The 24,757-nt window shown below is 68.5% G+C and carries 26 protein-coding genes; 11 read left to right on the plus strand and 15 right to left on the minus strand.

The window, feature by feature from the left end:
- Nucleotides 1-3: 3 nt before the first annotated feature.
- Nucleotides 4-1,689, plus strand: coding sequence for an aa3-type cytochrome oxidase subunit I (gene ctaD, locus E0H45_RS14995; RefSeq protein WP_131337953.1), 1,686 nt, complete (start codon nucleotides 4-6; stop codon nucleotides 1,687-1,689).
- A 353-nt stretch (nucleotides 1,690-2,042) separates the two neighbouring features.
- On the opposite strand, the gene E0H45_RS15000 is transcribed toward ctaD, so the two are convergent.
- The 5 genes from E0H45_RS15000 to E0H45_RS15020 form a co-directional block, all read right to left on the minus strand.
- Entirely contained in the window at nucleotides 2,043-2,912 is an 870-nt protein-coding gene (locus E0H45_RS15000; RefSeq protein WP_238155016.1) for a helix-turn-helix domain-containing protein, read from the minus strand.
- A gap of 44 nt (nucleotides 2,913-2,956) precedes the next feature.
- Nucleotides 2,957-3,541 (minus strand): O-methyltransferase, encoded by a 585-nt coding sequence (locus E0H45_RS15005; RefSeq protein ID WP_131337954.1) that lies wholly within the window; start codon nucleotides 3,539-3,541, stop codon nucleotides 2,957-2,959.
- A gap of 6 nt (nucleotides 3,542-3,547) precedes the next feature.
- Complete coding sequence (locus E0H45_RS15010) at nucleotides 3,548-4,222, minus strand: class I SAM-dependent methyltransferase (RefSeq protein WP_131337955.1); 675 nt, start codon at nucleotides 4,220-4,222, stop codon at nucleotides 3,548-3,550.
- Nucleotides 4,215-5,771: an ATP-dependent DNA ligase gene (locus E0H45_RS15015; protein ID WP_131337956.1), complete on the minus strand. Its 1,557-nt coding sequence runs from the start codon at nucleotides 5,769-5,771 to the stop codon at nucleotides 4,215-4,217. Before E0H45_RS15015 ends, E0H45_RS15010 begins: the two co-directional genes overlap by 8 nt.
- 63 nt (nucleotides 5,772-5,834) lie before the next feature.
- Nucleotides 5,835-6,803 carry a Dyp-type peroxidase gene (locus E0H45_RS15020; RefSeq protein WP_131337957.1) on the minus strand — a complete coding sequence of 323 codons (969 nt, stop codon included), beginning with the start codon at nucleotides 6,801-6,803 and terminating at the stop codon, nucleotides 5,835-5,837.
- Nucleotides 6,804-6,999: 196 nt separating this feature from the next.
- Between E0H45_RS15020 and E0H45_RS15025 the strand changes: the two genes are divergently transcribed.
- From E0H45_RS15025 to E0H45_RS15035, 3 genes are all read left to right on the plus strand, one after another.
- Complete coding sequence (locus tag E0H45_RS15025) at nucleotides 7,000-7,971, plus strand: CPBP family intramembrane glutamic endopeptidase (protein ID WP_131337958.1); 972 nt, start codon at nucleotides 7,000-7,002, stop codon at nucleotides 7,969-7,971.
- 47 nt (nucleotides 7,972-8,018) lie between these two features.
- Nucleotides 8,019-8,732 (plus strand): HAD family hydrolase, encoded by a 714-nt coding sequence (locus E0H45_RS15030; RefSeq protein ID WP_131340427.1) that lies wholly within the window; start codon nucleotides 8,019-8,021, stop codon nucleotides 8,730-8,732.
- Nucleotides 8,733-8,846: 114 nt separating this feature from the next.
- Nucleotides 8,847-9,764 carry an endonuclease/exonuclease/phosphatase family protein gene (locus tag E0H45_RS15035; protein WP_131337959.1) on the plus strand — a complete coding sequence of 306 codons (918 nt, stop codon included), beginning with the start codon at nucleotides 8,847-8,849 and terminating at the stop codon, nucleotides 9,762-9,764.
- Between the two features lie 75 nt (nucleotides 9,765-9,839).
- Here the strand turns inward: E0H45_RS15035 and E0H45_RS15040 are convergent, their stop codons facing one another.
- The 6 genes from E0H45_RS15040 to E0H45_RS15065 all read right to left on the minus strand — a co-directional run bounded on the left by E0H45_RS15040 (nucleotide 9,840) and on the right by E0H45_RS15065 (nucleotide 15,822).
- Nucleotides 9,840-10,799 (minus strand): sigma-70 family RNA polymerase sigma factor, encoded by a 960-nt coding sequence (locus E0H45_RS15040; protein WP_130385833.1) that lies wholly within the window; start codon nucleotides 10,797-10,799, stop codon nucleotides 9,840-9,842.
- A gap of 269 nt (nucleotides 10,800-11,068) precedes the next feature.
- Nucleotides 11,069-13,165, minus strand: coding sequence for a S9 family peptidase (locus E0H45_RS15045; RefSeq protein ID WP_131337960.1), 2,097 nt, complete (start codon nucleotides 13,163-13,165; stop codon nucleotides 11,069-11,071).
- Nucleotides 13,166-13,197: 32 nt separating this feature from the next.
- On the minus strand, nucleotides 13,198-13,908 hold the full coding sequence (locus tag E0H45_RS15050; protein ID WP_131337961.1) for an alpha/beta hydrolase family protein: 711 nt from the start codon (nucleotides 13,906-13,908) through the stop codon (nucleotides 13,198-13,200).
- Between the two features lie 20 nt (nucleotides 13,909-13,928).
- Nucleotides 13,929-14,732, minus strand: a complete 804-nt coding sequence (locus E0H45_RS15055; RefSeq protein WP_131337962.1) for an exodeoxyribonuclease III — start codon at nucleotides 14,730-14,732, stop codon at nucleotides 13,929-13,931.
- A 10-nt stretch (nucleotides 14,733-14,742) separates the two neighbouring features.
- A complete protein-coding gene (locus E0H45_RS15060; protein WP_131337963.1) occupies nucleotides 14,743-15,207 on the minus strand; it encodes a hypothetical protein in 465 nt (154 codons plus the stop codon).
- A 6-nt stretch (nucleotides 15,208-15,213) separates the two neighbouring features.
- The gene (locus E0H45_RS15065; protein WP_131337964.1) at nucleotides 15,214-15,822 is read right to left on the minus strand and encodes a TetR/AcrR family transcriptional regulator; all 609 of its coding nucleotides are present in this window, start codon (nucleotides 15,820-15,822) and stop codon (nucleotides 15,214-15,216) included.
- 74 nt (nucleotides 15,823-15,896) lie between these two features.
- Here E0H45_RS15065 and E0H45_RS15070 point away from each other — a divergent pair, with 74 nt between their 5' ends.
- The 5 genes from E0H45_RS15070 to E0H45_RS15090 are packed head-to-tail and all read left to right on the plus strand — an operon-like array spanning nucleotide 15,897 to nucleotide 19,869.
- On the plus strand, nucleotides 15,897-16,787 hold the full coding sequence (locus tag E0H45_RS15070) for an SDR family oxidoreductase (RefSeq protein ID WP_131337965.1): 891 nt from the start codon (nucleotides 15,897-15,899) through the stop codon (nucleotides 16,785-16,787).
- Nucleotides 16,784-17,932, plus strand: a complete 1,149-nt coding sequence (locus E0H45_RS15075) for a saccharopine dehydrogenase family protein (RefSeq protein WP_131337966.1) — start codon at nucleotides 16,784-16,786, stop codon at nucleotides 17,930-17,932. The genes E0H45_RS15070 and E0H45_RS15075 overlap by 4 nt, the downstream gene beginning before the upstream one ends.
- Nucleotides 17,904-18,758: an alpha/beta fold hydrolase gene (locus tag E0H45_RS15080; RefSeq protein WP_131337967.1), complete on the plus strand. Its 855-nt coding sequence runs from the start codon at nucleotides 17,904-17,906 to the stop codon at nucleotides 18,756-18,758. The genes E0H45_RS15075 and E0H45_RS15080 overlap by 29 nt, the downstream gene beginning before the upstream one ends.
- Nucleotides 18,755-19,141, plus strand: a complete 387-nt coding sequence (locus E0H45_RS15085) for a YccF domain-containing protein (RefSeq protein ID WP_131337968.1) — start codon at nucleotides 18,755-18,757, stop codon at nucleotides 19,139-19,141. Before E0H45_RS15080 ends, E0H45_RS15085 begins: the two co-directional genes overlap by 4 nt.
- Nucleotides 19,138-19,869: an MBL fold metallo-hydrolase gene (locus tag E0H45_RS15090; protein WP_131337969.1), complete on the plus strand. Its 732-nt coding sequence runs from the start codon at nucleotides 19,138-19,140 to the stop codon at nucleotides 19,867-19,869. The genes E0H45_RS15085 and E0H45_RS15090 overlap by 4 nt, the downstream gene beginning before the upstream one ends.
- A 12-nt stretch (nucleotides 19,870-19,881) precedes the next feature.
- On the opposite strand, the gene E0H45_RS15095 is transcribed toward E0H45_RS15090, so the two are convergent.
- Together E0H45_RS15095 and E0H45_RS15100 are read right to left on the minus strand one after the other, a co-directional pair.
- Complete coding sequence (locus E0H45_RS15095) at nucleotides 19,882-20,325, minus strand: SRPBCC domain-containing protein (protein WP_131337970.1); 444 nt, start codon at nucleotides 20,323-20,325, stop codon at nucleotides 19,882-19,884.
- Nucleotides 20,326-20,334: 9 nt separating this feature from the next.
- Nucleotides 20,335-20,853 (minus strand): hemerythrin domain-containing protein, encoded by a 519-nt coding sequence (locus E0H45_RS15100; protein ID WP_131337971.1) that lies wholly within the window; start codon nucleotides 20,851-20,853, stop codon nucleotides 20,335-20,337.
- A gap of 50 nt (nucleotides 20,854-20,903) precedes the next feature.
- Here E0H45_RS15100 and ddaH point away from each other — a divergent pair, with 50 nt between their 5' ends.
- Nucleotides 20,904-21,677: a dimethylargininase gene (ddaH, locus tag E0H45_RS15105; RefSeq protein ID WP_272948977.1), complete on the plus strand. Its 774-nt coding sequence runs from the start codon at nucleotides 20,904-20,906 to the stop codon at nucleotides 21,675-21,677.
- On the opposite strand, the gene E0H45_RS15110 is transcribed toward ddaH, so the two are convergent.
- The gene (locus tag E0H45_RS15110; protein ID WP_131337972.1) at nucleotides 21,646-22,578 is read right to left on the minus strand and encodes a tetratricopeptide repeat protein; all 933 of its coding nucleotides are present in this window, start codon (nucleotides 22,576-22,578) and stop codon (nucleotides 21,646-21,648) included. The two genes, ddaH and E0H45_RS15110, sit on opposite strands and share 32 nt — an antisense overlap.
- Complete coding sequence (locus E0H45_RS15115; protein WP_131340431.1) at nucleotides 22,571-23,926, minus strand: DNA polymerase IV; 1,356 nt, start codon at nucleotides 23,924-23,926, stop codon at nucleotides 22,571-22,573. The genes E0H45_RS15110 and E0H45_RS15115 overlap by 8 nt, the downstream gene beginning before the upstream one ends.
- Before the next feature lie 36 nt (nucleotides 23,927-23,962).
- On the opposite strand from E0H45_RS15115, the gene E0H45_RS15120 reads away from it, so the two are divergent.
- A complete protein-coding gene (locus tag E0H45_RS15120) occupies nucleotides 23,963-24,724 on the plus strand; it encodes an MBL fold metallo-hydrolase (RefSeq protein WP_165546480.1) in 762 nt (253 codons plus the stop codon).
- Nucleotides 24,725-24,757: the final 33 nt, after the last annotated feature.

The following is a 24,757-nucleotide window of genomic DNA, read 5'->3' on the forward strand; positions in this document are numbered from 1 at the left end:
CGCATGGCCAGTGTCAGTGGGCATGCCGGCGTCACCGAGCGCACCTCGACCGCTGCCGAAGTGGGGCGGCGGCCGCTGGGGCAGGTGATCGGCCGGCTGTTGTCGACGACCGACCACAAGGTGATCGGCCAGTTGTACCTCGTCACGTCGTTCGCGTTCTTCCTGATCGCCGGCGTGATGGCGCTGCTGATCCGCGCCGAGCTGGCCGAGCCGGGCCTGCAGATCGTGAACGAAGAGGTGTACAACCAGCTCTTCACGATGCACGGCACGATCATGCTGCTGCTCTTCGCGACCCCGCTGTTCGTCGGGTTCGCCAACGTCATCATGCCGGTGCAGATCGGGTCGCCGGACGTGGCGTTCCCTCGACTGAACATGTTCAGCTACTGGCTGTTCCTGTTCGGCGGGTTGATGACGCTCAGCGCGTTCCTGACCCCGGGCGGGGCGGCGGACTTCGGCTGGACGGCGTACGCGCCGTTGTCGGGCGGGATGCGATCGCCGGGGATCGGGGGAGACCTGTGGATCATGGGTCTGTGGATGGCCGGCCTCGGCACCATCCTCGGCGGCGTCAACTTCATCACCACGATCATCACGATGCGCGCGCCGGGTATGACGATGTTCCGGATGCCGATCTTCTGCTGGAACGTCCTGGTCACGTCGATCCTGGTGCTGATCGCCTTCCCGATCCTGGCGGCGGCGCTGCTGGTGCTGGAGGCGGACCGCACGTTGGGCGCGCACGTGTTCGACGCGGCGAACGGGGGCGCGCTGCTCTGGCAGCACCTGTTCTGGTTCTTCGGGCATCCCGAGGTGTACATCATTGCGCTGCCGTTCTTCGGCATCATCACCGAGATCCTGCCCGTGTTCAGCCGCAAACCGATCTTCGGGTACTACGGTCTGGTCGCGGCGACCCTCGCGATCGGGGCGTTGTCGATCGCGGTCTGGGCGCACCACATGTTCGTGACGGGCGGGGTGAATCTGCCGTTCTTCTCGTTCATGACCTTCCTGATCGCCGTGCCGACGGGGGTGAAGTTCTTCAACTGGATCGGCACGATCTGGGGCGGGTCGGTCTCGATGGACACGCCGATGCTCTGGTCGGTCGGGTTCCTCGTGACCTTCCTGTTCGGCGGTCTGACCGGGATCATCCTCGCGTCGCCGGCACTGGACTACCAGTTGAACGACTCGTACTTCGTAGTGGCGCACTTCCACTACGTCGTCTTCGGCACCGTGGTGTTCGCGATGTTCGCCGGGTTCTACTTCTGGTGGCCCAAGCTCACCGGGCGGATGCTCGACGAGAAGCTGGGCAAGCTGCACTTCTGGTTGCTGTTCATCGGCTTCCACACCACGTTCCTGGTGCAGCACTGGCTCGGCGTCGAGGGGATGCCGCGCCGGTACGCCGACTATCGGGGGAACGAGGGCTTCACAGTGCTGCACCAGGTGTCGACGGTCGGCGCGTTCGTCCTCGGGATCTCGACGCTGCCGTTCCTCTACAACATCTACAAGTCGCGGCGCACCCCACGGGTAGAGGTTGACGACCCATGGGGCTGGGGCCGCTCGCTCGAGTGGGCGACCAGCTGCCCACCACCCCGCCACAACTTCGAGAAGCTGCCCCGAATCCGCTCGGAGTCCCCAGCCTTCGACCTCCACCACCCAGACCTCGCCATCACCGACCACCGAGAAGAGCTCGAGGTCTGACCCGTCAACATCCCGTCGGAGCCAAGCCATTCGGTTCCGCGCAGATGGCGGGTTGTTTCACCGCTGCCGTCCTACAACCCGCCACCGGTCGCACAATCCGCCGGCCGGCAGCCTCAGGTGCACGGTGCGGCGCCTTCCTGAGGTGGCGACGACACCCCAGGGGATATCCCTCGCAGTTGTGGGTTCTCCCCTCGTATACCAACGGAGAAGGCACAACTGCGAGGGATATCCCCTGGTGTTGGCGGGGGAGGGGGACCGCCTGAGTGGCGTTGGGTGCACGGGTGCACGGGTGCTCGGTGCTCGGTGCTCGGTGCTGGAGGGCTGGGGGCTCGGGGGCTGGGGGGGGGGCGTCTCTAGGGCAGGCGCGCCAGTAGGCGGGTGAGTTCTTGCTCGGTTTGTTGGGGGGACGGGCTGGTGGAGGCCAGTAGGTCCAGTGCCTGGGTGTAGGCCTCGACGTCGTCGCGTTTGTCCAGGTAGAGCGCGCTGGTCAGATGTTCCAGATAGACGATGTCGGGCAGGTCGCGCTGCGGGAACCGGAGGAGGCTGAAGGCGCCCCCGGTCGCGGCATGGCCGGAGCTTTCGAGGGGGATGATCTGCACGGTCACGTTCGGGCGGGTGACCGCTTCGCGGAGCGCGCCGAGCTGGCTGCGCAGTACGTCGGTGCCGCCGATCGGCCGGTGCAGCACGGCCTCCTCGATGACTGCCCAAAGTTTGAGCGGCGGCTCGCGGTCCAGCACCCGTTGCCGTCGGGTGCGCAGTGCGACGACTCGCTCGATCTCGCTGTCGGTCCGGGCTCCGCCGGGCGTGAGTTGCGCGACGGCGCGCGCGTAGTCCGCGGTCTGCAGGAGGCCGGGCACGAACTGGATCTCGTACGTCCGGATCAGTTCGGCGGTCGCTTCGAGCCCGAGATACGAGTCGAACCACTCGGGCGTGACGTCGCCGTACCGATGCCACCAGCCCGGGTCGTTGGCCTCGCGGGCGAGCTGCAGCAGCCGATCGCGCTCGCGGGCGTCCTGCACGCCGTACAACGTCAGCAGGTCGGACACGTCGCGCTCCTTGAACCCGACCCGGCCGAGCTCGAGACGGCTGATCTTCGACTCCGAGGAGCGGATCGCCCAGCCGGCATCGGTGCGAGTGACGCCGGCGCGCTCACGCAGCTCCCGCAGATGACTCCCGAGCATCATCCGCAACGCCGTCGGCCCCACCACACCTCGCCCCGCCATAAAGCGAGTCTACATCATTATCGAACAGATGTTCCCATGCAATCTCAGCTCACTCTGGTGCCCACGAGCAGTGAGTTCTGGAGGTCCGGCAGGACCACTTCGGCCGCTACCAGCCTCGGATCGCCGAAGAAGAACTGCCGCTTCGGATCGTGTTCCCGGTACGGCGAATCGGCCGGCAGCGCGTCCACTGGCGTCACGTCGTCGTTCACCAGCCGGCCGCCGATCCGCAGCAGGTCGACGATCCCGGCGGGCTGATTGCCGCCGTCCGCGAAGAGCAGATCGAACGGCGCCCGCCGCGCCAACTCGTGGAACGAGTCCCCGTGCACGACCTCGACTCGCGGCTCGTCCGCGAAAACGCCCCGAGCCGCAACGACCCGCTTGTCGTCCAGCTCGACCGTCACCAAACGGCGGTCGACCGGCATCGCCGACGCCATCCACGCCGCTCCGTAGCCGACGCCAGTTCCCGCCTCGCCGATCAGTCCGCCGCTGCACCCAGCCGCCAGCACGGCCAGAAATCGGCCGACGGCAGGCAGGCAACAGGACGGTCCGGTTCCTTCCCGCCGTAGCGGCATCCGCACAGCAATGGCCGCGTCCTGGGCTCGCTGTACGAGCGAGGGCAGGTCGGCCATGAGCTCTCAGTCGCGCAGGTACTCGGCCCGCCACCGGAGGACGTTTGCGTCAGCCGGGCTGGGGGACTGGCTGAGTTCGATGAGCCGGAGATCCGCGGTGGCGAACGACTTGACGGTCGCGCGGGTGAGCGGCCAGGGCGGACCCTGGATGTCCTCGTCGGGCTGGTCGTCCGGCCGGGCGGCGGCGATGACCAGCAGGGTGCCGCCGGGGGCCACGAACTCCGCGACGTGCTTGACAGCCTCGGGCTGTAGCGCGATCGGGAGCGCCTGCACGGTGTAGATCTCCACCACGAGATCGAACGCGTGGTGCCAGTCGGGCGGCGGCGCGAGCAGATCGGCGACGCGATAGTGCGCCTTCGAGTCCGGGTGATTGCGGTGCGCGGTCTCGATCGCGCTGGGGGAGATGTCGAACGCGGTTGTGTCGTACCCGCGGTCGGCGATCAGCTCGGCGTCCCACCCGGTGCCTGCGCCGACGATCAGCGCCGTCTTGTCCGCACCGTCAGGCACGGACTCCTGGACCCACTCGGCCAGCAACTGGTGCGCCGTACCGCGGTCCCACGGGACGACCGCGGATCCCTCGGCAGCTGCGGCGTACAGGTTCTCGAACCAGCCGGTCGGGTCGTCCCGTTCGAGTGACTCGCTCGCGATCCGCCGCGACACGACATCCGGGTCTTCACTCATCGCCCACACTCTCTTCTGCAGTACCGGGTCCGAGGTGAATCTCGCGCACCGTCTGCACGGTATCAACGTCGGCAGGCCGCTTGTCCTCGCGATACCGGATCACCCGGGCGAACCGCAGCGCCATCCCGGCCGGATACCGCGGCGAGGTCTGTACGCCGTCGAACGCGATCTCCACCACCACCTCCGGCCGGAGATAGACGGCCCAGTCGTCCCGTCGTACGGCGAGCTCCTGGAACCGCTCCGTCTGCCACCGCAGCAGCTCGTCCGTCAGGCCCTTGAACGTCTTCCCGAGCATCACGAACTCGCCGGTCTCCTCGTCCCGCGCGCCCAGATGCAGGTTCGACAACCAGCCCGTCCGTCGCCCGTGACCCCACTCCGCTGCCAGCACGAGCAAGTCGAGCGTGTGCGTCTGCTTGACCTTGACCCATCCCGAACCGCGGCGGCCGGCCTCGTACGGCACGGTCAGCGACTTCACCACCACACCCTCGTGCCCGCGGCGCACCGCCTCCGCGAAGAACGCCTGACCGGCGTCCGCGTCATCGGTGACGAGCCGCGGCACCCGCCGCTCCTCAGGCACCAGCTTCGCCAGCCACTCCTGTCGCGTGGCCCCGTCGAGCCCGAGCAGATCCTCGCCGTCCTGATGCAGGATGTCGAAGAAGTACGGCGTCAGCGGCACCGACTCCGGCCCTGTCGCAGCCCGGGTCGCGGTGCGTGACCCGGTCACCTGGAACGGCTCGGGTCGCCCGTCGGCCCGCAACGCGATGAGCTCGCCGTCGAGTACGACCTGAGGTGCATCGAGCGCGAGTACGGCGGTCACCACCTCAGGAACCCGCGTGGTGATGTCGTCCAGCGTCCGCGTGTAGACGACGACCTTGTCGCCGTCGCGGTGTGCCTGGATCCGGATGCCGTCGAGCTTCCACTCAAGCGCGGCCGGCGTACCGGTCTTCTCCAACGCCTCCGCGACACTGGTCGCCGACTGCGCGAGCATCGGCTGCACTCCGCGGCCGACCTCGAGCCCGAACTGCGCGAGCCCCGCCTCGCCCTCGGTCAGTACGGCGACTGCGACCGGAGCAGCCGCCCCGCGCAACATCGCCGCCGCACGGATCTTGTCCAGCGGAATGCCCGTCGCCCGCGCGACCGCATCCGCCATCACACCGTCGAGCGCACCCTGGCGCAGCTCTCCACCGACGAGCAGCCGCAGGAACTGCTGCTCGTCCGCTGTCGCCCGCCCGAACAGCCCGTCCACGGTCGCCCGTCGGCGAGCCTGCACGCCGGTTCCAGACATCTCCGCCAGCTCCGCGAACGTGGCGTCGACCTCCTCGACCGTCACCGTCGGCTCGGCGGCCGGATCCGGCGCGTCCATCAGAGTCCGCCAGCCCACCCCGGTGCGGCGCTGCCGCAGCTCGCCCGACAGGTACGTCACGACGATCTCGATCTCGGCCGGCTCGGTGGCCTTCGACAGCAAGCCGGCGATGAACTCGGCCTTCTTCAGCCGCGACCGGGTCCCGGCCAGCGCGGCCGACGTCTCGACCACCTCGGTGAGCAACATGCTCCAAGTGTCACTCAACCCACCGACAGTCCCGGTGAAGCCGCTGCGGACCCGGACCTGGCGTCAGGGCGCCGGCGGCAGGTCGTCCAGGAAGTCTGCGGGCGGTGTGAAGAACAGGCAGCCGGTGACCGCGGTGGAGAAGTCGAGCAGCCGGTCGTGGTTGCCCTCGGGCACCCCGATGAACATCCGCCGCAGCATCAGCTCGGTCACCGCCGGCGTCTTGGCATACCCGATGAAGTAGGTGCCGAACTCCTGCGTGCCGATGGTGCCGAACGGCATGTTGTCGCGCAGGATCTGCAGCTCGTTGCCGTCCTCGTCCTCGATCACATTGAGCACGATGTGCGCGTTGCCGGGCTTCTTGGCGTCGTCGAGCTCGATGTCGTCGAGCTTGGTCCGGCCGACGGCGAGCTCCTGCTGCTCGACGGTCAGCGCGTTCCAGGCCTTCAGGTCGTGCAGGTACTTCTGCACGATCACGTAGCTGCCGCCGCGGAAGTCCGGGTCCTCGTCGCCGATCAGTACGGCGGCGTGCGCCTCGCTGCCGGTCGGGTTCTCGGTGCCGTCGACGAAGCCGAGCAGGTCGCGCATCTCGAAGTACTTGAAGCCGTGCACCTCGTCGACGACCGTCGCGGCGCCGTCGAGCACGTTCATGATCTGACCGGCCAGCTCGAAGCACTGGTCCTGGTGCGCGGCCCGGATGTGGAAGAGCAGATCGCCCGCGGTCGACGGCGCGTGGTGTGTTGCGCCCTTGAGTTCGACGAACGGGTGCAGCTCGGCGGGGCGCGGACCGCTGAACAGGCGGTCCCAGACGTCCGAGCCGATGCTGGTGACGCAGGAGAGGTTGCCGTCCGGCACGCGGAACCCGACCGAACGCACCAGACCGCTCAGCCGCTCCAGCAGATCCCGGGTCCGGTCCTCGCCGCCCGGTTCTACCTGGACGACCAGGAAGATGGCGGAACCGCTCAACGGCATCAGCACGGACTGCGGCAAGGCGTCCGTCTGCCGGTCGGCCGCCGGCGTCGATTCAGTAACCATCGCGTTCTCCCTCCGTCCAGTTGGCCCGACCTTCTAGAGTCCAGTCATGGACCCGCAGCAGCCCGGGCCGTCTCCGCAACCGGGCCCATACTCCCAGCCGGGGCAGCCACCGCCACCGCCGCCCCACCCCGGCCCATACCCACCGCAATACCCACCGCCGTATCAACAGCCGTACGGCGCCTACGGGTCGCCGCCCGTGTCTCGCGAGCCGCGGACAGTCGCCGCACCTGCAGGTACGCCGTACCACCGGCTCGCCCGTACGTCGAAGCACGCCTGGTGGCGGCCCTTCGTCGGAACCCTCCTGCTCGGCCTCTTCGCGTTCGTCCTGACCTCGCTGCTCGTCGTGATCTGGGTGATCGCGCACCGGATCCTGGCCGGACCGTTCCCGACGCCGAGCGGCACGGACATCTTCCCGAGCGACACCGAGAACCTCGCCGTGACGCTGGTGATGCTCGGCGTGCTGACGCCGGTCGTAGGCCTCGTCGCGTGGCTGGTCCAACGGCGGCCGTTCTGGAGCGTCGCCTCCGTGCTGAACCGGATCCGCTGGCGCTGGCTGCTGTGGTGCTGCCTGCCCGCGTTCGGCTACGTCGCTCTCTCGTTCGCGATGGGCGTGCTGGTCGACGCGGTGTTTCCGGCCGACGACTCGATCGGGACGGTCGGCGGCGACTGGATCGGCTTCGGCGCGTTCGTCGTACCGGCGCTGGTGATCCTGCTCCTGGTGCCGTTCCAGTCGGCGGCCGAGGAGTTCGTGTTCCGCGGCTGGCTGATCCAGGCGGTCGGCGCCTACGGACCGGACGACCCGAACGGGCGGGCGCGCTGGTTGCGGACGCTGTTCCGTTCGCCGTGGCCGGGGATCGTCGTCGGCGGCGTCGCCTTCGCGTCGGCCCACGGGTACAGCAGTTGGGCGATGGTGGACATCTTCGTGTTCGCGGTGGTGGTCGGCTGGCTGACCGTCCGGACCGGAGGGCTGGAGGCCGCCATCGCGCTGCACGTGCTGAACAACCTCATCGCCTTCCTGTTGCCGGCGGCAACAGGACAAGGCGATCAGTGGGACGTGCAAGGAAGCGCCCCGTGGACCCTGTTCGTCGCGGACATCCCGTGCCTGGCGTTCTACGCGATCGCCGTCACCTGGCTGGCACGCCGGCAGGAGATCCGCCGGCTGAGCTGAAAAGCAGCTGAGAACTGTCGGTCCGCTCTGGCAGGCTTTGCCGGGTGATGAACGCGAAGATCGAGGCCGTCCTGTTCGACTGGGGCGGCACGCTGGCAACCTGGCACGACATTTCTCTGCACGAGACATGGCGGGCCGTGTCCGTGCTGCTCGACCACGACAACGCCGATGAGTTGGCGGCCCGGCTGGTCGCGGCCGAGGGCTCCGTCTGGCGGCGCTCGCGCGACGAGCACCGCAGCAGCACCTTGGAGGAGGTGTGCGCGCTGGCTGAGGTCGTGATGACGCCCGCGGCGCTGGCGGAGTACGAGCGGCAGTGGGAACCGCACACCGAGTTGGAGCCGGACGCGGTCGACACGCTGCAGGCACTCCGGGACCGCGGTCTGAAGGTCGGCGTCCTGTCGAACACGATCTGGCCGCGTCGGCGGCACGAGGAGGTCTTCGCGCGCGACGGCGTACTCGACCTGCTCGACGGAGCCGTCTACACCAGCGAGATCGAGCACACCAAGCCGCACCCGGAGGCGTTCCTGGCCGCGATGCAGGCGGTCGGGGTGTCCGAGCCGTCCCGGTGCCTGTTCGTCGGCGACCGGCTGTTCGACGACGTCTGGGGCGCGCAGAATGTCGGGATGCGCGCGGCGCACCTGCCGCACAGCGCGATCCCGATGGAGCAGATCGGGCACACGGAAGGTACGCCGGACGCAACCGTCCAGCGCCTGTCCGAGCTGCCCCCACTGATCGACTCCTGGAACGAAGCAGCGGCCTAACCGGTCCCGCGGGGACCTCTAACGTCACGTCCGCGACGCGCTACGGCTAGCGACCGGACACCCGACCTGGTTAACGTCCAACCTCCTTGCAAACCGCCCTTGGAGGTTTTTGACATGCTCACCACGCGCCGTCGGCTCGCCGCGCTTGTCGCGGCGGCCGTCGCCGGCCTGACGCTCACCAGCGGTGTGTCGCAGGCCGCCCCGTCCTCGGACGAGGCCACCACCGCCCCCACGAGCACCGCGACCGCAGGCCCGCTGCACGTGATGTCGTACAACCTGCGGTACGCCAGCAACACCCCGCCGAACACCTGGGCGGACCGGCGACCGGTGATGCGGGAGCAGTTGCGGCAGGCCCGCCCGCAGCTCATCGGCACGCAGGAAGGCCTGTACTCCCAGCTCCAGGACATCTCCTCCGACCTCGGCCCGGCGTACGACTCGATCGGGCTGGGGCGGGAGGGCGGCAGCAAGGGGGAGTTCATGATGATCTTCTTCGACCAGCGCCGCCTGCAGCCGCTCGAGTACGACCACTTCTGGCTGTCGGACACCCCGGACGTGATCGGGTCCCAGACCTGGGGCGGCTGCTGCCCGCGGATGGTGACGTGGGTCCGCTTCAAGGACAAGGCGACGTCGAAGGAGTTCTACGCGGTCAACACGCACCTCGAGGCGTACGACGCGACGGCGCGCTCCAAGTCCGCGGACCTGATCCTGCAGCGGATCGCCGGCTTCGACCCCGCACTGCCGGTGATCCTCACGGCGGACTACAACGAGGCCGCCAAGCCGGGGCTGACGGTGTACGACAAGCTCGTGACCAGCGGGAAGTTCGCCGACAGCTGGGTGACGGCCGAGCGCCGCAGCGCGCTGTACGCGACGTTCCACGGGTACAAGCCGCTGACGCCGAACGGGGACCGGATCGACTGGATCCTCACCACCCCGGGGTTGCGCGTCTCGAAGGCGAACATCAACACGTTCAGCAAGGACGGTCAGTTCCCCAGTGACCACCTTCCGGTGGAGTCCTGGATCCACCTGGGCTGACCTCCGGCCGGCAACCGAAGGACCCCCCGAGCCAGATCGTGGCTCGGGGGGTCCTGAGGGGTTTCGGGGTGGGTGTTACGCGGCCAGCGTCGGGTCTGCCATCAGGCGGAGGCGGCCCAGTGCCTCGCGCTCGATCTGGCGGACCCGCTCGGCCGAGATGCCGTGCACCGCGCCGATGTCGGCCAGCTTGGCCTGGCGGCCGTCGTGCAGACCGTAGCGGCGCCGGATCACGTCCGCGGACCGCGGGTCGAGCTGGTCGACCAGACTGAACAGTCCCGAGCGGTCCGACGCGTCGGCGACCAGCTGGTCCGGACCCGGCGCGGTCTCGGCCGCGATCAGGTCGCCCAGCGAGGTCTCACCCTCGTCGTCGACCGGGCTGTTCAGGCTGATGTGGTCCCGGCCGATGCGGATCAGTTCCGTGACCCGCTCCGGATCCAGGTTCAGCTCGGCTGCGATCTCGTCGATCTCCGGCTCCCGCCCGAGCTTGCGCTCCAGCGTGCGCCGTGCCGACCCGATCTGGTTCAGCTGCTCCACCACGTGCACCGGCAGCCGGACCACCCGGGCCTGCTGCGCGATACCGCGGGTGATGGCCTGCCGCACCCACCAGGTCGCGTACGTCGAGAACTTGAAACCCTTCCGGTAGTCGAACTTCTCCACCGCCCGGATCAGTCCCGTGTTGCCTTCCTGGACCAGGTCCAGCAAGGGCATCTGGGAACGCCCGTAGCGGCGAGCGATCGACACCACGAGCCGGAGGTTCGCGGTCACGAACCGCTGCTGCGCGCGCTGGCCCTCTTCGGCCAGCCACTCCAGCTCCTCCTCCGTGGCATATTTGGGCGCTCCGCCCTTCTTACGTCCAACCCGCCCCTCGGCCAGCAGTTGCTCCGCAAGGAGTCCTGCTTCGACCGTCTCAGCGAGCTCGACCTCTTCCTCAGCCGTCAGCAAAGGCGTCCGCGCGATCTCTTCGAGGTAGAGACCTACGCTGTCCTTGCCGTCGATACCGTCGTCCGTGCTGCGGACACGAGCCATGCGAGCCACCGAAACTCCCTTCGTCGTTACATGGAGAGCAACGCTCGAGTAGGGTTCAAGATTCCAGGACGAGTGTGTAAACACCCTGAACGTTCCCTGAGAGTTCCTGGCAGCGAAATCGCGCTGGAAACCGGTGTCCCTCAGGCTGACGGGACAATTCGGCACAACACGCGCTGCGGAAGCTGAGAATTCGTCCAGAATCATCGTGTTCCGGTGCCCCCGGATGTGTTGCACAACACACGTCCGGGGGCAGGTATTCCCGCTGTGCCGGCTCAGCGTCAGCTCAGCCCGAGCGTGTCCAGCTCCCACGACAGCGAAAAGGCGACCTCGCGCCAGGCGTCGTACCGCCCGCTGCGGCCGCCGTGCCCGGCGTCCATCTCGGTCTTGAGCAGTACGTCGGAGTCGCTGGTCGCGGTCGCCCGGAGTTTCGCGACCCACTTCGCCGGCTCGACGAAGAACACCCGGGTGTCGTTCAGGCTGGTGATCGCCAGGATGCGCGGATAGTGCTGCGCGGTGACGTTTTCGTACGGCGAGTAGGACTTCATGTACTCGTAGACCGCGGGGTCTTCGAGCGGATTGCCCCATTCCTCCCACTCGATCACGGTGAGCGGCAGCGACGGGTCCAGAATCGTCGTCAACGCGTCGACGAACGGGACTTCCGCGACGATTCCGCCGAATGCCTGCGGGGCCAGGTTCGCGACCGCGCCCATCAGCAGTCCGCCGGCGCTGCCGCCCTGGGCGACGATCCGTTCCGGCCTGGTCCAGCCGGCCTGCACGAGGTGTTCGGCGGCCGCCACGAAGTCGGTGAACGTGTTCCGCTTGGTGAGCATCTTGCCGTCGTCGTACCAGTGCCGGCCGAGCTCGCCGCCGCCGCGGATGTGCGCGATCGCGAACACGACGCCGCGGTCGAGCAGCGACAGCCGCGGGATCGAGAACCACGGGTCGACCGAGGTCTCGTACGAGCCGTACCCGTAGAGCACGACCGGAGCGTTCCCGTCCTTCGCGACGTCCTTGCGCGCGACCATCGAGATCGGCACCTTCGTGCCGTCCGGCGCGGTCGCCCATTCGCGGTACTGCGTGTAATCGCTCGTGTCGACGCCGCCGAGCACGGGCTGCTGCTTGAGCAGTCGCCGCTCACCGGTCGCGACATCCACGTCGTACGTCGAACCCGGGGTGACGAGGGAGGTGTAGCCGAAGCGGTAGCGGGTGTCGTGCCACTCGTCGTTGCGGCCGGGGGACACGGTGTAGATCGGCTCGTCGAACTCCAGCACCTCGGGATCGCCGAAACCGTCTTGGCTACGCCGCATGATCGCGAGCTCGGTGAGCGCGTTGCGGCGCCGGTACAGGATGACGTGGTCGGCGAACGCGTCCGCGCCGAGCAGGCGGCTGGTCTCGTCGCCCGCGATCAGCGTCGTCCAGTCGCCGGGGGCGTCGAGCGGCGCGGAGGTCAGCGAGAAGTTGGCCGCGTCGGCGTTGTGCGTGATCAGCAGTTGATCGCCGGCGTGCTCGACGTCGTACTCCACGCCTTCGCGGCGGGCCGCGACCACGACCGGGTCACCCGTCGGGTTCTGGGCGTCGAGGAGCCAGACCTCGCTGGTGAGCTTGCTGCCGAGGGCGATCATGATCGCCTGCTCGTTGCGGGTCAGGTCGACGCCGATCCAGAACCGCTCGTCCGACTCCTCCATCACGAGCACGTCGCCAGAGTCAGTTGCCGTGGCGCCGAGCGTGTGCCGCCAGACCTGGTACGGGCGCCAGGCGTCGTCGACCTTGGTGTAGAAGATCGTCGAGCCGTCGGCGGACCAGGCGGAGCCGTAGTGCACCTCTGGCAGCTCGTCCGGCAGCAGTTCACCGGTGTCGAGGTCCTTGATCCGCAGCGTGAACCGCTCGTCGCCCTTGAGGTCGACCGAGTACGCCAGCAGGCGGCCGTCGGGGGAGACATCGACGGTGCCGAGCGAGAAGAACTCGGAGTCGCCGGCCACCTCGTTGCCGTCCAGCATGACCTCTTCGCCCGCGATCTCGCCGTCGGTGGCCGGCGGCTGATCGCCGTCCACCTTGACCCGGCAGTGCAGTGAATACTGCTGGCCCTCGATCGTGCGCGAGTAGTACCAGTAGCCGCCGCGACGGGCCGGCACGCTCAGGTCGGTCTGCAGCGTCCGGTCCGAGATCTCCTTGAAGATTGCCTCACGCAACGATTCCAGGTGCTCCGTGCGCGCCTCGGTGTACGCGTTCTCGGCCCGCAGGTACCCCAGCACCTCGTCGTCGCTCTTGTCCCGCAACCACTCGTACTCGTCGACGAACACGTCACCGTGATGCACCCGCTCAACCGGCTTCCGCGCAGCAACCGGCGGCGTCACAGAAGAAGAAATCTCAGACATGCCGCGAGACTACCTGCGCCCCCGGACAAGGGCTAAGCGCGCACGCGTTCCGTCACCGCGGACACCGCGGCTGCCACCGCCTGGCGCGACTCTTCGGTGTGGTCGAGTACGTCGAACCCGTGCCGGCCATCCGGTACTTCGATCAGCTCGAGGTCGACGCCAGCCACCCGGGCAGCGTCGATGAACGGCGGCTGCGTGAGCGCCACGTCGGGCAGCTCACGACCGACCACGGTCATCACGAGCGGCAGCCCCCGCGCACCCCTGACGGCGTCCACCGGATGCACGCCGCGGATCGTGACGAGTTCGGAGTCGCCGACGACCGGGTAGGTCAGCGCGACGCATTTGAGCCAGTCCGGGGGACTCTGCAGGAAGCCGACGGACAGCGGCGCGCCACCGGAGAAGAACCACAATGCGACCCGGCTACCGTCAACACGCGGGTGCGCCCGGACGGCCGCGATCGCCTTCGACAGCGCGGTCATGGAGCGATCCTCGTCGGGAAGCCCGTCGGGACTGTGGTCGACGACCGCTGCCACGGAGCCGTGCGCGGCGAGTTGAGCGGCGTACCCCTGATAGATGTGCCACGCACTCGGCAACGGCCTGCCCTCGGCGCGGTAGGGCACGCCGTGGATCAACAGAACGGCCGGCGCGGGTTCCGAGGTATCCGGGAGGTTGAGTTGCAGTCCCTCGTGCGTCGTCCGGGCGACGTCGGGCGTCGGCAGGACGAAGGCAGGATCATCAGGCATGGCCCAACCGTAGGTCAGGGCTAGATCTTGTACGTCGCGACGACTGGGGCGTGGTCGCTCCAGCGTTCGGCGTACGTCGGCGCTCGGTGGATGACGCAATCGGTGGCGGCGGCTGCAAGCTCGGGGGAGGCGATCTGGTAGTCGATGCGCCAGCCGGCGTCGTTGTCGAAGGCCTTGCCGCGCCAGGACCACCACGAGTACGGGCCGGGGCCGTCGCCGCCGAACCGGCGGCCCAGGTCTACCCAGCCGGCCTCGAACAGGCGGTCCAGCCAGGCGCGTTCCTCGGGCAGGAAGCCGCTCTTCTTGCGGTTCGCCTTCCAGGCCTTCAGGTCTTCCTCGCGGTGCGCGATGTTGAGGTCGCCGCACATCAGCACGTGCCGCCCGTCGGCCCGCAGCTCGGCCAGCCGCGCGGTGATCGCGTCGAGGAACGCGTACTTCTCCTCCTGCCGCGGCGGGGTCTCGAACTCGCCCGTGAACACGTACGTGCTGACCGCGGTCAACGTCGTACCGTCGTCCAGCACCACGTCCGCCTCGACCCAGCGCCCGGTCCCGGCGAACCGCTCGGGACCGATCTCGCCGCGCTCGTCCTTGATCGGCCGCCGGCTCGCGACCGCGACGCCCGCGCGTCCCTTGTGCCCGTCGATCGCGGGCTCGGCGTGCGCGATGTTCCAGTCGCCGCCGAGGAGTTCCCGCAGTACGTCGTCGGACGCGCGGACCTCCTGCATCAGCAACAGGTCCGGGTCCGTGCTCTCCAGCCACGGCGTCATCCCGCGCCGGAAGGCGGCCCTGATCCCGTTCACATTCACCGTGGCAACCGTCAGCACGGCGGAAACCCTACCCCTTGGTGTGCCCCGGCTTGACCACCATCAGCACCAGGACGACCACCCAGAGCAGACTGAAGATCCCGCTCGTCATCGACAACAGTTTCGCCTTCGAAAGCACCCCGCTCCGCGCCTCGGCCGACTGGTCGGCGACCGCGAGTACGGCGGACTGTGCCGGCACGACCAGGAACGCGAGCACGAGTGCGGCGGCCAGCGTCAGGACGATCGAGGTGATCAGCCAGGCCTCGTCCATCACCTGCATGCCACCCGCGACCGCGAACCCGAAGACCGGTACGGCGAGGCCTGCCCACGCGTACACCCGGGTGATCCGGTGCAGCACCTGGAGACCGCCCGCGTCCGGAGTTTCGGCGCCGAGCACGCGCCGCGCGATCGGCGGGAACATGCTGGCCGCGACGGTGACCGGACCGACGCAGAGGATCGCGGCAAGAACATGAACCGTCAGGAAGAACTTGTTCATTCACACTCACTCGGAGGTCGTCGTGAGGCTGGTTGTCGACAGGATGGCGTCCAGGGACTGCTCGCACAGATGCTCGAGGGCTTCCGGCGAGACGGTCGGGTTGTCGATCCACAGCAGCAGGGTCTGTTCGACGTAACCCTGCCAGCCGTGACAGGCGAGCTCGACAACGGGGGTGATCTCGATGCCACGCTCGGCGACCGCCCTGATCACCCACTCGCTGAAGACGCGCCGCAGATCGGAGTGCAGTGCTCTGACATCGGGGTCTCCGGCGGCCGACATCAGCAGGGTCGCCCGGTAGAGCTGGGGAGCCTCGAGTACGGCGCGGACGAACGCGCGAATGCCGGCACGCAGTTGTTCGTCGGGAGGCAGCGACGGGTCCGGGGCGGTGCGCAGCATGACCTCGGCGGCGGCTTCCTCGATGACGGCGTACTGGAACTTCTTCTTCGAGCCGAAGTAGTGGAACAGCAGAGCGGGGGAGACGCCGGCTTCGGCCGCGACGAGTTCGACCGTGAGCTCGCGGTGCGGGTCCGCGAGCAGCACCCGGCGCGCGGCCGCGAGGATCTGCGCGCGTCGCTGGTCGGGCCGCAACCTGGCGCCGGAAGAGGTCTGACTCATCCAGGCAGTCTATTGAGTATTCGGTCAACAAGCACTTACTGTTGAGTATCCACTCAACAAGCTGGAGGTCCCAGATGCGTCCGTTGCCCGGTCAAGTCGTGCTCATCACCGGCGCCTCCCGGGGGATCGGCGCCGCGGTCGCCCGGAAGCTGGCGCAGGACGGCGCGAAGCTCGCGCTGGTCGGCCTGGAGCCTGACGAGCTGAAGAAGGTCGCAGAGGACTGCGGCCCGGATTCCAGCTGGTGGGAGGCCGACGTCACCGACACCGACTCGCTCCGGACCGCGGTCGAGGCGATCGCCGAGCGCTACGGCCGGATCGATGTCGTGATGGCGAACGCCGGGATCGCCGCGCCGGGCTTCAGCCGGAGCATGGACCCGAAGGTCTGGGAGCGCGTTCTGGACGTCGACCTGGTCGGTGTCTGGCGCACTGTGCACCTCACACTGCCGTACTTGCTGGAGAGCAAGGGCTACCTGCTGCTCGTCTCGTCCCTCGCCGCGATCGTGCACATCCCGGGCCTCGCGTCGTACAACGTGTCCAAGGCCGGAGTCGAGGCGATGGGGGACACGCTGCGGCCGGAGCTGAAGCACCTCGGTGTCCGGGTCGGTGTCGCGCACATGACGTTCGTCGACACCGACATGGTGCGCGGGGTCGACGCGCACCCTGTGTTCGGCAAGGTCCGGACCGGGATCCCGGGAGTGGGCAAGACGTACTCGCTGGAGTTCGCGGTGGACAAGTTCGTCGAGGGCATCAGAAAGCGCTCACGCACCGTTCACGTGCCTGGTTGGATCGGGGCGCTGAAGGTGTTCCGCTGGGTGATCCCGCATGTCATCGAGGCCGGTTCTCGGTTCAGTGTGCCGAAGGCCGACGCGGCAGCGCTGGCCGACGTCCAAGCGCGGGGCGCCGAGGCATCCTCGCGACCGAGCGGTGCCGGTGGGCTCGCGGACGCCGAGGCTGCCCAGAAATGAGTGCAGACGTGAACCGGGAGTACGACGTCGTCCTGCTGGGTGCGAGCGGGTTCACGGGAGCGCTCACCGCGGAGTACCTGGAGAAGAACGCGCCGGACGGGCTGCGCTGGGCCGTTGCCGGACGCAACAAACAGAAGCTCGAGCGGTTCGGCCGGGACATCCTGGTCGCGGACGTCACCGACCCGGGCTCGCTGCGCGAACTCGCCGAATCCACCAAGGTCGTCGCCACCACGGTCGGTCCGTACGTCGAGTACGGCGAGCCGCTCGTCGCCGCGTGTGCCGAGGCCGGGACCGGGTACCTCGATATCACCGGTGAGCAGGAGTTCATGGACCGGATGTTCGTGCGCTACCACGAGCGCGCGACGCAGACCGGTGCCCGGATCATCCACGCGTGCGGCTTCGACTCGATCCCGTACGACCTGGGTGTGCAGTACACGGTCGAGCAGCTGCCACAGAGCGTGCCCATCCAGGTGGACGGATTGCTCCGCGCCGGTGGCCGCCCGTCCGGCGGCACGTTCCACACCGCGATCACCGCGTTCTCACGGCCGAAGCAGCACCTGGACGCGCACCGCGCCCGGCGCGAGTCCGAGACCCGGCCGGCGGACCGGAGGGCGCGAGCCGTTGCTGGGAGGATCCACCGCCAGCAAGGGTTCTGGGCGGTTCCGTTGCCGACGATCGATCCCCAGATCGTCGGGTACTCGGGCCGGCTGCTCGATCGCTACGGGCCGGACTTCCGCTACTCGCACTACGCCGCGGTGAAGCATCTCCCGACTGTTGCCGCAGGCATCGGTGGGGTCAGCCTGCTGATCGCCGGCGCGCAGGTTCCGCCGGTCCGGAACGCGCTGCTGAAGCGGCTCCAGCCCGGTGACGGACCGAGCGCGGAGCGCCGGGCGCAGTCGTGGTTCAACGTCCGGTTCGTCGGTCGCGGCGGCGGCAAGCAGGTGATCACCGAGGTCGCGGGCCGGGACCCGGGGTACGACGAGACCGCCAAGATGCTCGGGGAGAGCGCTCTCTGTCTGGCGCTCGACGATCTGCCGGAGACCGCCGGCCAGACCACGACGGCCGCGGCCATGGGACCCGCTCTGCGCGAGCGGCTGGTGAAAGCGGGGATGACCTTTGCCACCCTCGAAGTCGACAGCTACTAGCCGAGACGGCACCACCCTCGCCGTCTACACCTACAACAACGCCGCTGCCCCGGTGCTGGTCTGTGTGCATGGGTATCCGGACAATGCGTCGCTCTGGGAGCCGGTGGCCGAGTTGCTTGCCGACGACTTCCAGGTGGTCACGTACGACGTCCGAGGCGCCGGCGACTCCGACCACCCGACCAGCACCGCGGCGTACGCCCTGGACCGCCTGCAGGAGGACTTCCGGGCGGTCATCGACCAGGTGTCACCCGACCGGCCTGTGCACGTGCTGGCTCACGACTGGGGCTCCATCCAAGCCTGGCACTTCGTCACCGCCCCGGACCTGCAACCCCGCATCGCCTCCTTCACCTCCATCTCCGGCCCGTCACTCGATCACGCCGGGTACTTCCTCAGAAAGCGCTCTCTCGCGGCGCTCTGGCAGTTGCTCCACTCCTGGTACATCTTCTACTTCCACCTCCCATGGCTCCCGGAGCTCGGCTGGCGCAAAGGCTGGGCGCACCGCGCGTTCAACCGCCTCGAGAAGCAGCAGCCCGACGACAACCGCTCTCTCGGCGACTACGTGAACGGCATCAAGCTGTACCGCGCGAACGTCATCCCACGACTCCTCCGGCCGGCCCAACGGCGTACCGACGTACCCGTGCTCGCGGTGTCACCGGATGCCGACCCGTTCGTCACCACCCCGCTGCAGACCGACATCGCACGCTGGGCCCCGAACCTCACGGTCAAGGTGATCAGGGGTGGCCACTGGATGCCCCGGAACGATCCCGGACTTGTCGCCCAGTTGGTCCTGCAACACACCCGCCAGGTGGCACGCTGGGGTACATGAAGACGCTCCTCAACCTGATCTGGCTGGTCCTCGCCGGGTTCTGGCTCGCGGTCGGGTACGCGGTCGCCGGGATCATCTGTTGCGTGCTGATCGTCACGATCCCGTTCGGGATCGCGTCGTTCCGGATCGCGGCGTACACCCTGTGGCCGTTCGGGCGGACCATCGTGGACAAGCGCAGCGCCGGGGCGGGTGCGCTGATCGGCAACCTGATCTGGATCGTCGTCGCGGGCTGGTGGCTGGCGCTCGGCCATCTGACCACCGGCATCGCGCTGTGCCTGACAGTGATCGGCATCCCGCTCGGTGTCGCGAACTTCAAGCTGATCCCGGTCTCGCTGGTGCCGCTCGGCAAGGACATCGTGCCGTCGAATCAACCGTTCGCGTGAGGTCCCTGACCGTCCTGGGTTCCTGCGGCGCCTGGCCGGAGGCCGGTCGCGCCTGCGCGGGCTTCCTACTGGAGTACGACGGATTCCGGGTCGTCCTCGATCTCGGGTACGCCGCCCTGCCGCGACTGCTCGAACATTGTCCGAAGGGGGCGGTCGATGCGGTCGTCGTGACCCACCAACACCCGGACCACTGCGTCGACGTGAGCGGCCTCGCCCGGGTGCGGTACTACGAGGCGCCGGACGCACCGCCGATCCCGCTGCACTGTGCACCCGGTGTCCTCGACGTACTGCGAGCACTCGAGCCACACCCGGATCCGGCAGACGTCTTCGCCGTCCATGACTTGGCGTCGACAAAACGGATCGGGCCGTTCGACGTCCTGACGGTAGAACTCCCGCATTACAAGACGAATCTCGGCGTACGGCTGAGTGCTCCCGGAGTTTCGGTCGCGTACACGGGGGACAGCGGCCCATCGCCCGACCTCGCGAGATTGGCTGCCGGAACTGATCTCTTCGTCTCAGATGCCACGCTTCAAGGCCCGGTACCGCAGACCCAGCCCCGCTACGTGATGACTGCCACGGAAGCAGCCGAGGGTGCGCGGGGAGCGTCGCGGTTGCTGCTCACGCACTTCTGGCCGGGGTCCGATCGATCCGTTTCCGTGGCAGAGGCCAAGCGGGCCTTCGCGGGAGAAGTGATCGCGGCCGAAGAGGGCCTCACCCTCCAGCTCTGATCCAGCTCTGATCTAGCTCGGACGGTTGGCGGCGTACTCGGTGAACCGGCCGAGCGCGTACGGCCAGACCTGCTCGAAGTTCCCCCGGTACTCGGCGCCGGCCTCGCCGTGCCGCTCCCAGCCGCGATGAGCGACGGTCACCGTCGACCCTTCGAAGGTGACCTCCACCTCGGTCGCGTCCTCGGCACGGGGGACCGGCACCCTGTCCGGACCGATCTGCCAGCTGAACACGAGCCGGCGACCCGGCTCCCACCTCAGCACCCGACCCCAGTCCCATTGCATGCCGTGCGGCCCGAGCTCGTACAAGACGCCGTCGAGGAGGCCCATGTCGGTCAGCAGTTCGGCTCCCGACCACGAGAACTCCGGCGGCCACCACCGACCGAACTCGTCGGTGAAGATCTCGAAGGCCACAGCAGGTGGGACCGGCAGGTCGGCCACGGCGGTGAGTTCGCGCACGGACGCAGCCTAGTTCTGCTGTTCGGCCGCCACGACCTTCCGGACGTTCGCGAGGTCGCCGCAGCCGGACTCGATCAGCCGGGCGCGCTCCTCGGCGAACACGTCACCGAGCCTCCGGCGGACGTCCTCGGCGACGTCCGTCCGTGCCGGGTTCAGGACGTCTCGCTCCTCCTCATCGAGGTGGTGCGTGAGTGCCTCGGACAGTTCGTGCAGCTTCTCGCTGAACTCCTCGCTGCCGGTGTCGTCGACCTCCATCAGCGCGAGCAGCGCGTCGTTGCCCTCGGCGTGCTCGTGTTCGGAGTGTTCGACCTCCTCGGCGTCGATCGCGTCCTTGTTCCGCAGCGCCGGGTAGACCTTCGACTCCTCCGCTTCGGCGTGCGCGATCAGGACGGTGGCGAGGTCGGCGAGCACCGCAGAACGGTCGCTGCGCACATCACGCAGCTCGCGCAATGCCTCCTCGAACCACCTGTGGTCGGCAAGGATGATCTCGACCACGTCACCACCTGCTGCCGGAAGGATCTTCGGCATCCGTTGTCTCCTTTCTCGGATGCCTGCCGGTACCCGGATACTCTGCGTCCATGCCGCCAACCATGCCGACAGCGCTGATCCGCCGCCCGAGTTCGCGCCTTGCCGAAGGTCTGGTCACGCACATCGAGCGCCGGCCGGTGGACCTCGGCCTGGCGTTCGAACAATGGCAGCGGTACGTCGACGCGCTGCACGACACCGGCTGGCGCACAGTCGAAGTACCGGCGATCGACGAGTGCCCGGACAGCGTGTTTATCGAGGACACGATGGTCGTGTACGGCGACCTCGCGATGATCGCCCGGGCCGGCGCGGATGAGCGACGCGCGGAGGCGGAGGCGGCCGAGGCGACCGTCCTGGAGCAGGGGTACCGGATCGCACGGATCAACGAGCCCGGGACGCTGGACGGCGGCGACGTACTGAAGATCGGCTCGACGATCTACGTCGGGCAGGGCGGCCGGACGAACGCGGCCGGGATTCAGCAACTGCGCGACGCGTTCGCACCGCTCGGTGCTGAGGTGCGCGCGGTCCCGGTGCAGAAGGTGCTGCATCTGAAGTCGGCCGTGACCGCGCTGCCCGACGGGACGGTCGTCGGGTACGAGCCGCTCGTCGACGACCCGGCCGCCTTTGACGCGTTCCGTGCGGTCCCCGAGGAAGCGGGCGCGCACGTCGTACTGCTGGATGACGACCGGCTACTGATGGCGGCGTCGGCGCCGAAGTCGGCGCAGCTGTTCGAGGGCCTGGGCTATCGGCCGGTCGTGGTCGACATCAGCGAGTTCGAGAAGCTCGAGGGCTGTGTCACGTGCTTGTCGGTGCGTCTGCGCCGCTGAGCAACCGCCGCGCGGCTCCGGCGAGCTGCACGTCGCGCCTCTTCCCGCGCGCCTCGGCGACCCCGCACGCCTCCACCAGTGCCGTGCGGTAGATCGCCGTATCCGGATGACCGGGCGCGGCGTCCCGGACGACCTGGATCAGCGCCTCGACCGCCTCCGCGATGTCGCCGCACGCGAGCAGCGCCTTCCCGAGTGCGGCCCGATCACGCAACAACTGCGCGTCGTCGTCCACTTGACCGTCGGCCGCGACGATGTCCGCGAGCAACTGCGCCTCCGACCGCGGACCACCGACCATCAACCGCGCACCGGTGATCGCCTCGGTCGCCGCCCGGGTCAGCTCGTGATGCGGCCCGAACACCTCGATCAATTGCGGCGTCACCAGCTCGAACCAGGCGATCGCGCGCCCGTAGTTCGCGGTCGCCAACAAGCCCTGAGCCACTCGCAACCGGACCCGCAACGTCGCCGGGTCGTCGGCCGCCAGCACCATCTCCCGCTCGGCCAGCGCCGATTGGTAGAACGGCAACGCCTGCCCGGGCTCGCTCTCGTCCCAGTACGCCTCGGCCTGCTTGTACGCCGGGGCGCCCTCGAGCTCCGGGTGGTTCACGATCGCCGACACCGGTTCCCGCCGTACGACGGCCGGCGCCAGGACGTCGACCACCTTGCGGCTGACGTACGTGCGCCCGCCGGTCGGGATGATCCGGAACCGTCCGACCTTCGACACCGGGACCCACAGCACGGTGTTGTAGAGCGTCCGCACCGACGACCCGCAGTTCTCGCACACGTCGCGGTGCCCGTAGAACCGGCCACCCACCGGCCCCGCTGCCTCGGCCGCGCGCCACGCCTCTGACGTCGCCGTGCACGGCGCGCAGAACGGGTACACCCCCCGCCGTTCCTCATTCATTCGAGACATTGTGGTCAGTTTCGGGTTCTTCGTCTGCATCCGCACCGGTGTGCTGCACTTTTGTCAGTGCCGGATCGTCGACGGAGAACGTCCGGACCGGGCCTGGCGGGGTGTCCGCGGTCTCGAAGCGGACCGTGACGCGGCCACGTCCCGAGCCCCAGACCCAGCCGCGGCCATAGTCCGGGTGCGCGACGTCCTGACCGGGATGGAATCCGATCTGGTCGCGCGGCCTCGCCGGCAGCTCGACCACCTCGACCGGGTTCTCGGCGTGCTCGCCTTCGGTGAACAGGTCGTCCTGGATCCAGTCGGCGAGTGACGAGACACCTACACCGAGCAACCGGATGCCGCCGCCGATGTCGCTCTCCTCGAGCAGCCGGCGCGCGACCCGCGCGATCACCCGTGCGTCGTCGGTGGGTCCGGCCAGTGTCGACGAGCGGGTGTGCGTGGTGAAGTCGTGCATCCGCGTCTTGACCGTCACGGTCCGGCCGGACAGCTGCGCCTTCTGCAGGCGCTCGGCGACGCGGTGCGCCATCCGGTCGCTGATCGCGGTCAGCAGCGCGCGGTCGATGATGTCGGTCTCGAAGGTGTCCTCGACGCTGACCGACTTGGTCTCCCGGTCGCTCACGACGGGCCGGTCGTCGGCCGCCACCGCGAGCCGGTGCAGGCTGCTGCCGTGCGCGGACCCGACCTGGCGGATCAACTCGTCCTCGTCCAGTTGCTGCAGGTCCGCGACGGTGCGGACGCCGGCCATGCTCAGCCGCTGCGCGGTCGCCGGACCGACTCCCGGGATCACCGTGACCTGCATCGGCGCAAGGAACTCGGCCTCGGTCCCGGCCGGTACGACGACCACGCCGTTCGGCTTGTCGAGGTCGCTGGCGATCTTCGCGATCAACTTCGACGTACCCGCACCAACCGACGCGGTCAGTCCGCCGGACACCTTGTGGATCGCCGCCTTCAGGTCGTCGGCGATCGCCTGCACGTCCTCGACCGTCAGCCCGGTCAGCCCACTCGCCGCCAGATCGATGAACGCCTCGTCCAGCGACAGCGGCTCGACCAGCGGCGACAGCGCCCGCATCTCCGCCATCACGGCCCGGCTGCTCTGCCGGTAGACCTCGAAGCGCGGACCCAGGTACGCCGCGTGCGGGCAACGGGATCGCGCCTCGGCCGTGGACATCGCCGAGCGCACGCCGTACTTGCGCGCCTCGTACGACGCGGTGGACACGACTCCGCGCACGCCGATGCCGCCGACGACCACGGGCTTGCCCCGCAGTGACGGCTTGTCCCGCTGCTCGACCGCCGCGAAGAACGCGTCCAGATCGACATGCAGCACCGACGGATCCCCTCGCACCACCCCAGTCTCCCTGCCATCACCGACAATTTCGGCATGACCTTCCCGGACCACTGGGACGACGGCACCGACCCGTCCACTCCCGACCATCAGATCCATTGGTACGACGAGCGCACGGCGATCATCCGCCAATCGCTCCGAACCAACTTCGAGGGCCCGTTCCTGTACCTGCTGCTCGGTGACGAACGCGCCCTCCTGCTCGACACCGGCACCGGGCATGTGCCGCTCCGCCCGCTGATCGAGGAGCTGGCGGGGGAGCGGGAGCTGGTCGTCGCCCACACCCACGGCCACGGCGACCACGTCGGCGGCGACGGCGAGTTCGACCAGCCCGTCGGCAGGTCCGCCGAGGAGGTCGCGGCGTACTTCGGGCTCGCCGACTGGCCGAACGGTGTAGTGCAGTTCGACCTCGGCGGACGGCTGCTCGACGTCGTGCCGATCCCGGGACACCACGTGTCGCACATCGCGGCGTACGACCGGAGCACCCGGATCCTGTTCAGCGGCGACTCGCTCTATCCAGGGCGGCTGTACGTCTTCGACTGGCCCGCGTTCCGCGCGAGTGTGGCGCGGCTGGCCGCGTTTGTTGCTGACGGCAATCCGGTGGAGTGGGTCCTGGGCGCGCACATCGAGCTGACGAGTCAGCCAGGGCAGGACTACGAGATGGGAGCCGACAAGCACCCCGGCGAGCACGTGCTCCAGCTGCGTCCCGACGTACTGTCCGAGCTCGCCGACGTACTGGCCGGGGCGGGGGAGGAGCCGGTGCGGATCGAGCGGGACCACTTCATCGTCTACCCGGTGTGAGTCCACCACGCGATTGAACCGCCCATCAACGGG

Origin of the sequence: Kribbella soli, assembly GCF_004331345.1 — a bacterium.
Classification (GTDB): Bacteria; Actinomycetota; Actinomycetes; order Propionibacteriales; family Kribbellaceae; genus Kribbella; species Kribbella soli.

Bases quoted from the DNA above. Each gene is read 5' to 3' on its own strand.
- E0H45_RS15020 (WP_131337957.1), bottom strand. From the start codon at position 6,803: ATGGTTACTGAATCGACGCCGGCGGCCGACCGGCAGACGGACGCCTTG.
- E0H45_RS15085 (WP_131337968.1), top strand. From the start codon at position 18,755: ATGAAGACGCTCCTCAACCTGATCTGGCTGGTCCTCGCCGGGTTCTGG.
- E0H45_RS15065 (WP_131337964.1), bottom strand. From the start codon at position 15,822: ATGAGTCAGACCTCTTCCGGCGCCAGGTTGCGGCCCGACCAGCGACGC.
- E0H45_RS15060 (WP_131337963.1), bottom strand. From the start codon at position 15,207: ATGAACAAGTTCTTCCTGACGGTTCATGTTCTTGCCGCGATCCTCTGC.
- E0H45_RS15015 (WP_131337956.1), bottom strand. From the start codon at position 5,771: ATGTTGCTCACCGAGGTGGTCGAGACGTCGGCCGCGCTGGCCGGGACC.
- E0H45_RS15070 (WP_131337965.1), top strand. From the start codon at position 15,897: ATGCGTCCGTTGCCCGGTCAAGTCGTGCTCATCACCGGCGCCTCCCGG.
- E0H45_RS15000 (WP_238155016.1), bottom strand. From the start codon at position 2,912: ATGGCGGGGCGAGGTGTGGTGGGGCCGACGGCGTTGCGGATGATGCTC.
- E0H45_RS15045 (WP_131337960.1), bottom strand. From the start codon at position 13,165: ATGTCTGAGATTTCTTCTTCTGTGACGCCGCCGGTTGCTGCGCGGAAG.
- E0H45_RS15120 (WP_165546480.1), top strand. From the start codon at position 23,963: ATGACCTTCCCGGACCACTGGGACGACGGCACCGACCCGTCCACTCCC.
- E0H45_RS15075 (WP_131337966.1), top strand. From the start codon at position 16,784: ATGAGTGCAGACGTGAACCGGGAGTACGACGTCGTCCTGCTGGGTGCG.
- E0H45_RS15030 (WP_131340427.1), top strand. From the start codon at position 8,019: ATGAACGCGAAGATCGAGGCCGTCCTGTTCGACTGGGGCGGCACGCTG.
- E0H45_RS15050 (WP_131337961.1), bottom strand. From the start codon at position 13,908: ATGCCTGATGATCCTGCCTTCGTCCTGCCGACGCCCGACGTCGCCCGG.
- ddaH (WP_272948977.1), top strand. From the start codon at position 20,904: ATGCCGCCAACCATGCCGACAGCGCTGATCCGCCGCCCGAGTTCGCGC.
- E0H45_RS15005 (WP_131337954.1), bottom strand. From the start codon at position 3,541: ATGGCCGACCTGCCCTCGCTCGTACAGCGAGCCCAGGACGCGGCCATT.
- E0H45_RS15035 (WP_131337959.1), top strand. From the start codon at position 8,847: ATGCTCACCACGCGCCGTCGGCTCGCCGCGCTTGTCGCGGCGGCCGTC.
- ctaD (WP_131337953.1), top strand. From the start codon at position 4: ATGGCCAGTGTCAGTGGGCATGCCGGCGTCACCGAGCGCACCTCGACC.
- E0H45_RS15110 (WP_131337972.1), bottom strand. From the start codon at position 22,578: ATGAATGAGGAACGGCGGGGGGTGTACCCGTTCTGCGCGCCGTGCACG.
- E0H45_RS15100 (WP_131337971.1), bottom strand. From the start codon at position 20,853: ATGCCGAAGATCCTTCCGGCAGCAGGTGGTGACGTGGTCGAGATCATC.
- E0H45_RS15010 (WP_131337955.1), bottom strand. From the start codon at position 4,222: ATGAGTGAAGACCCGGATGTCGTGTCGCGGCGGATCGCGAGCGAGTCA.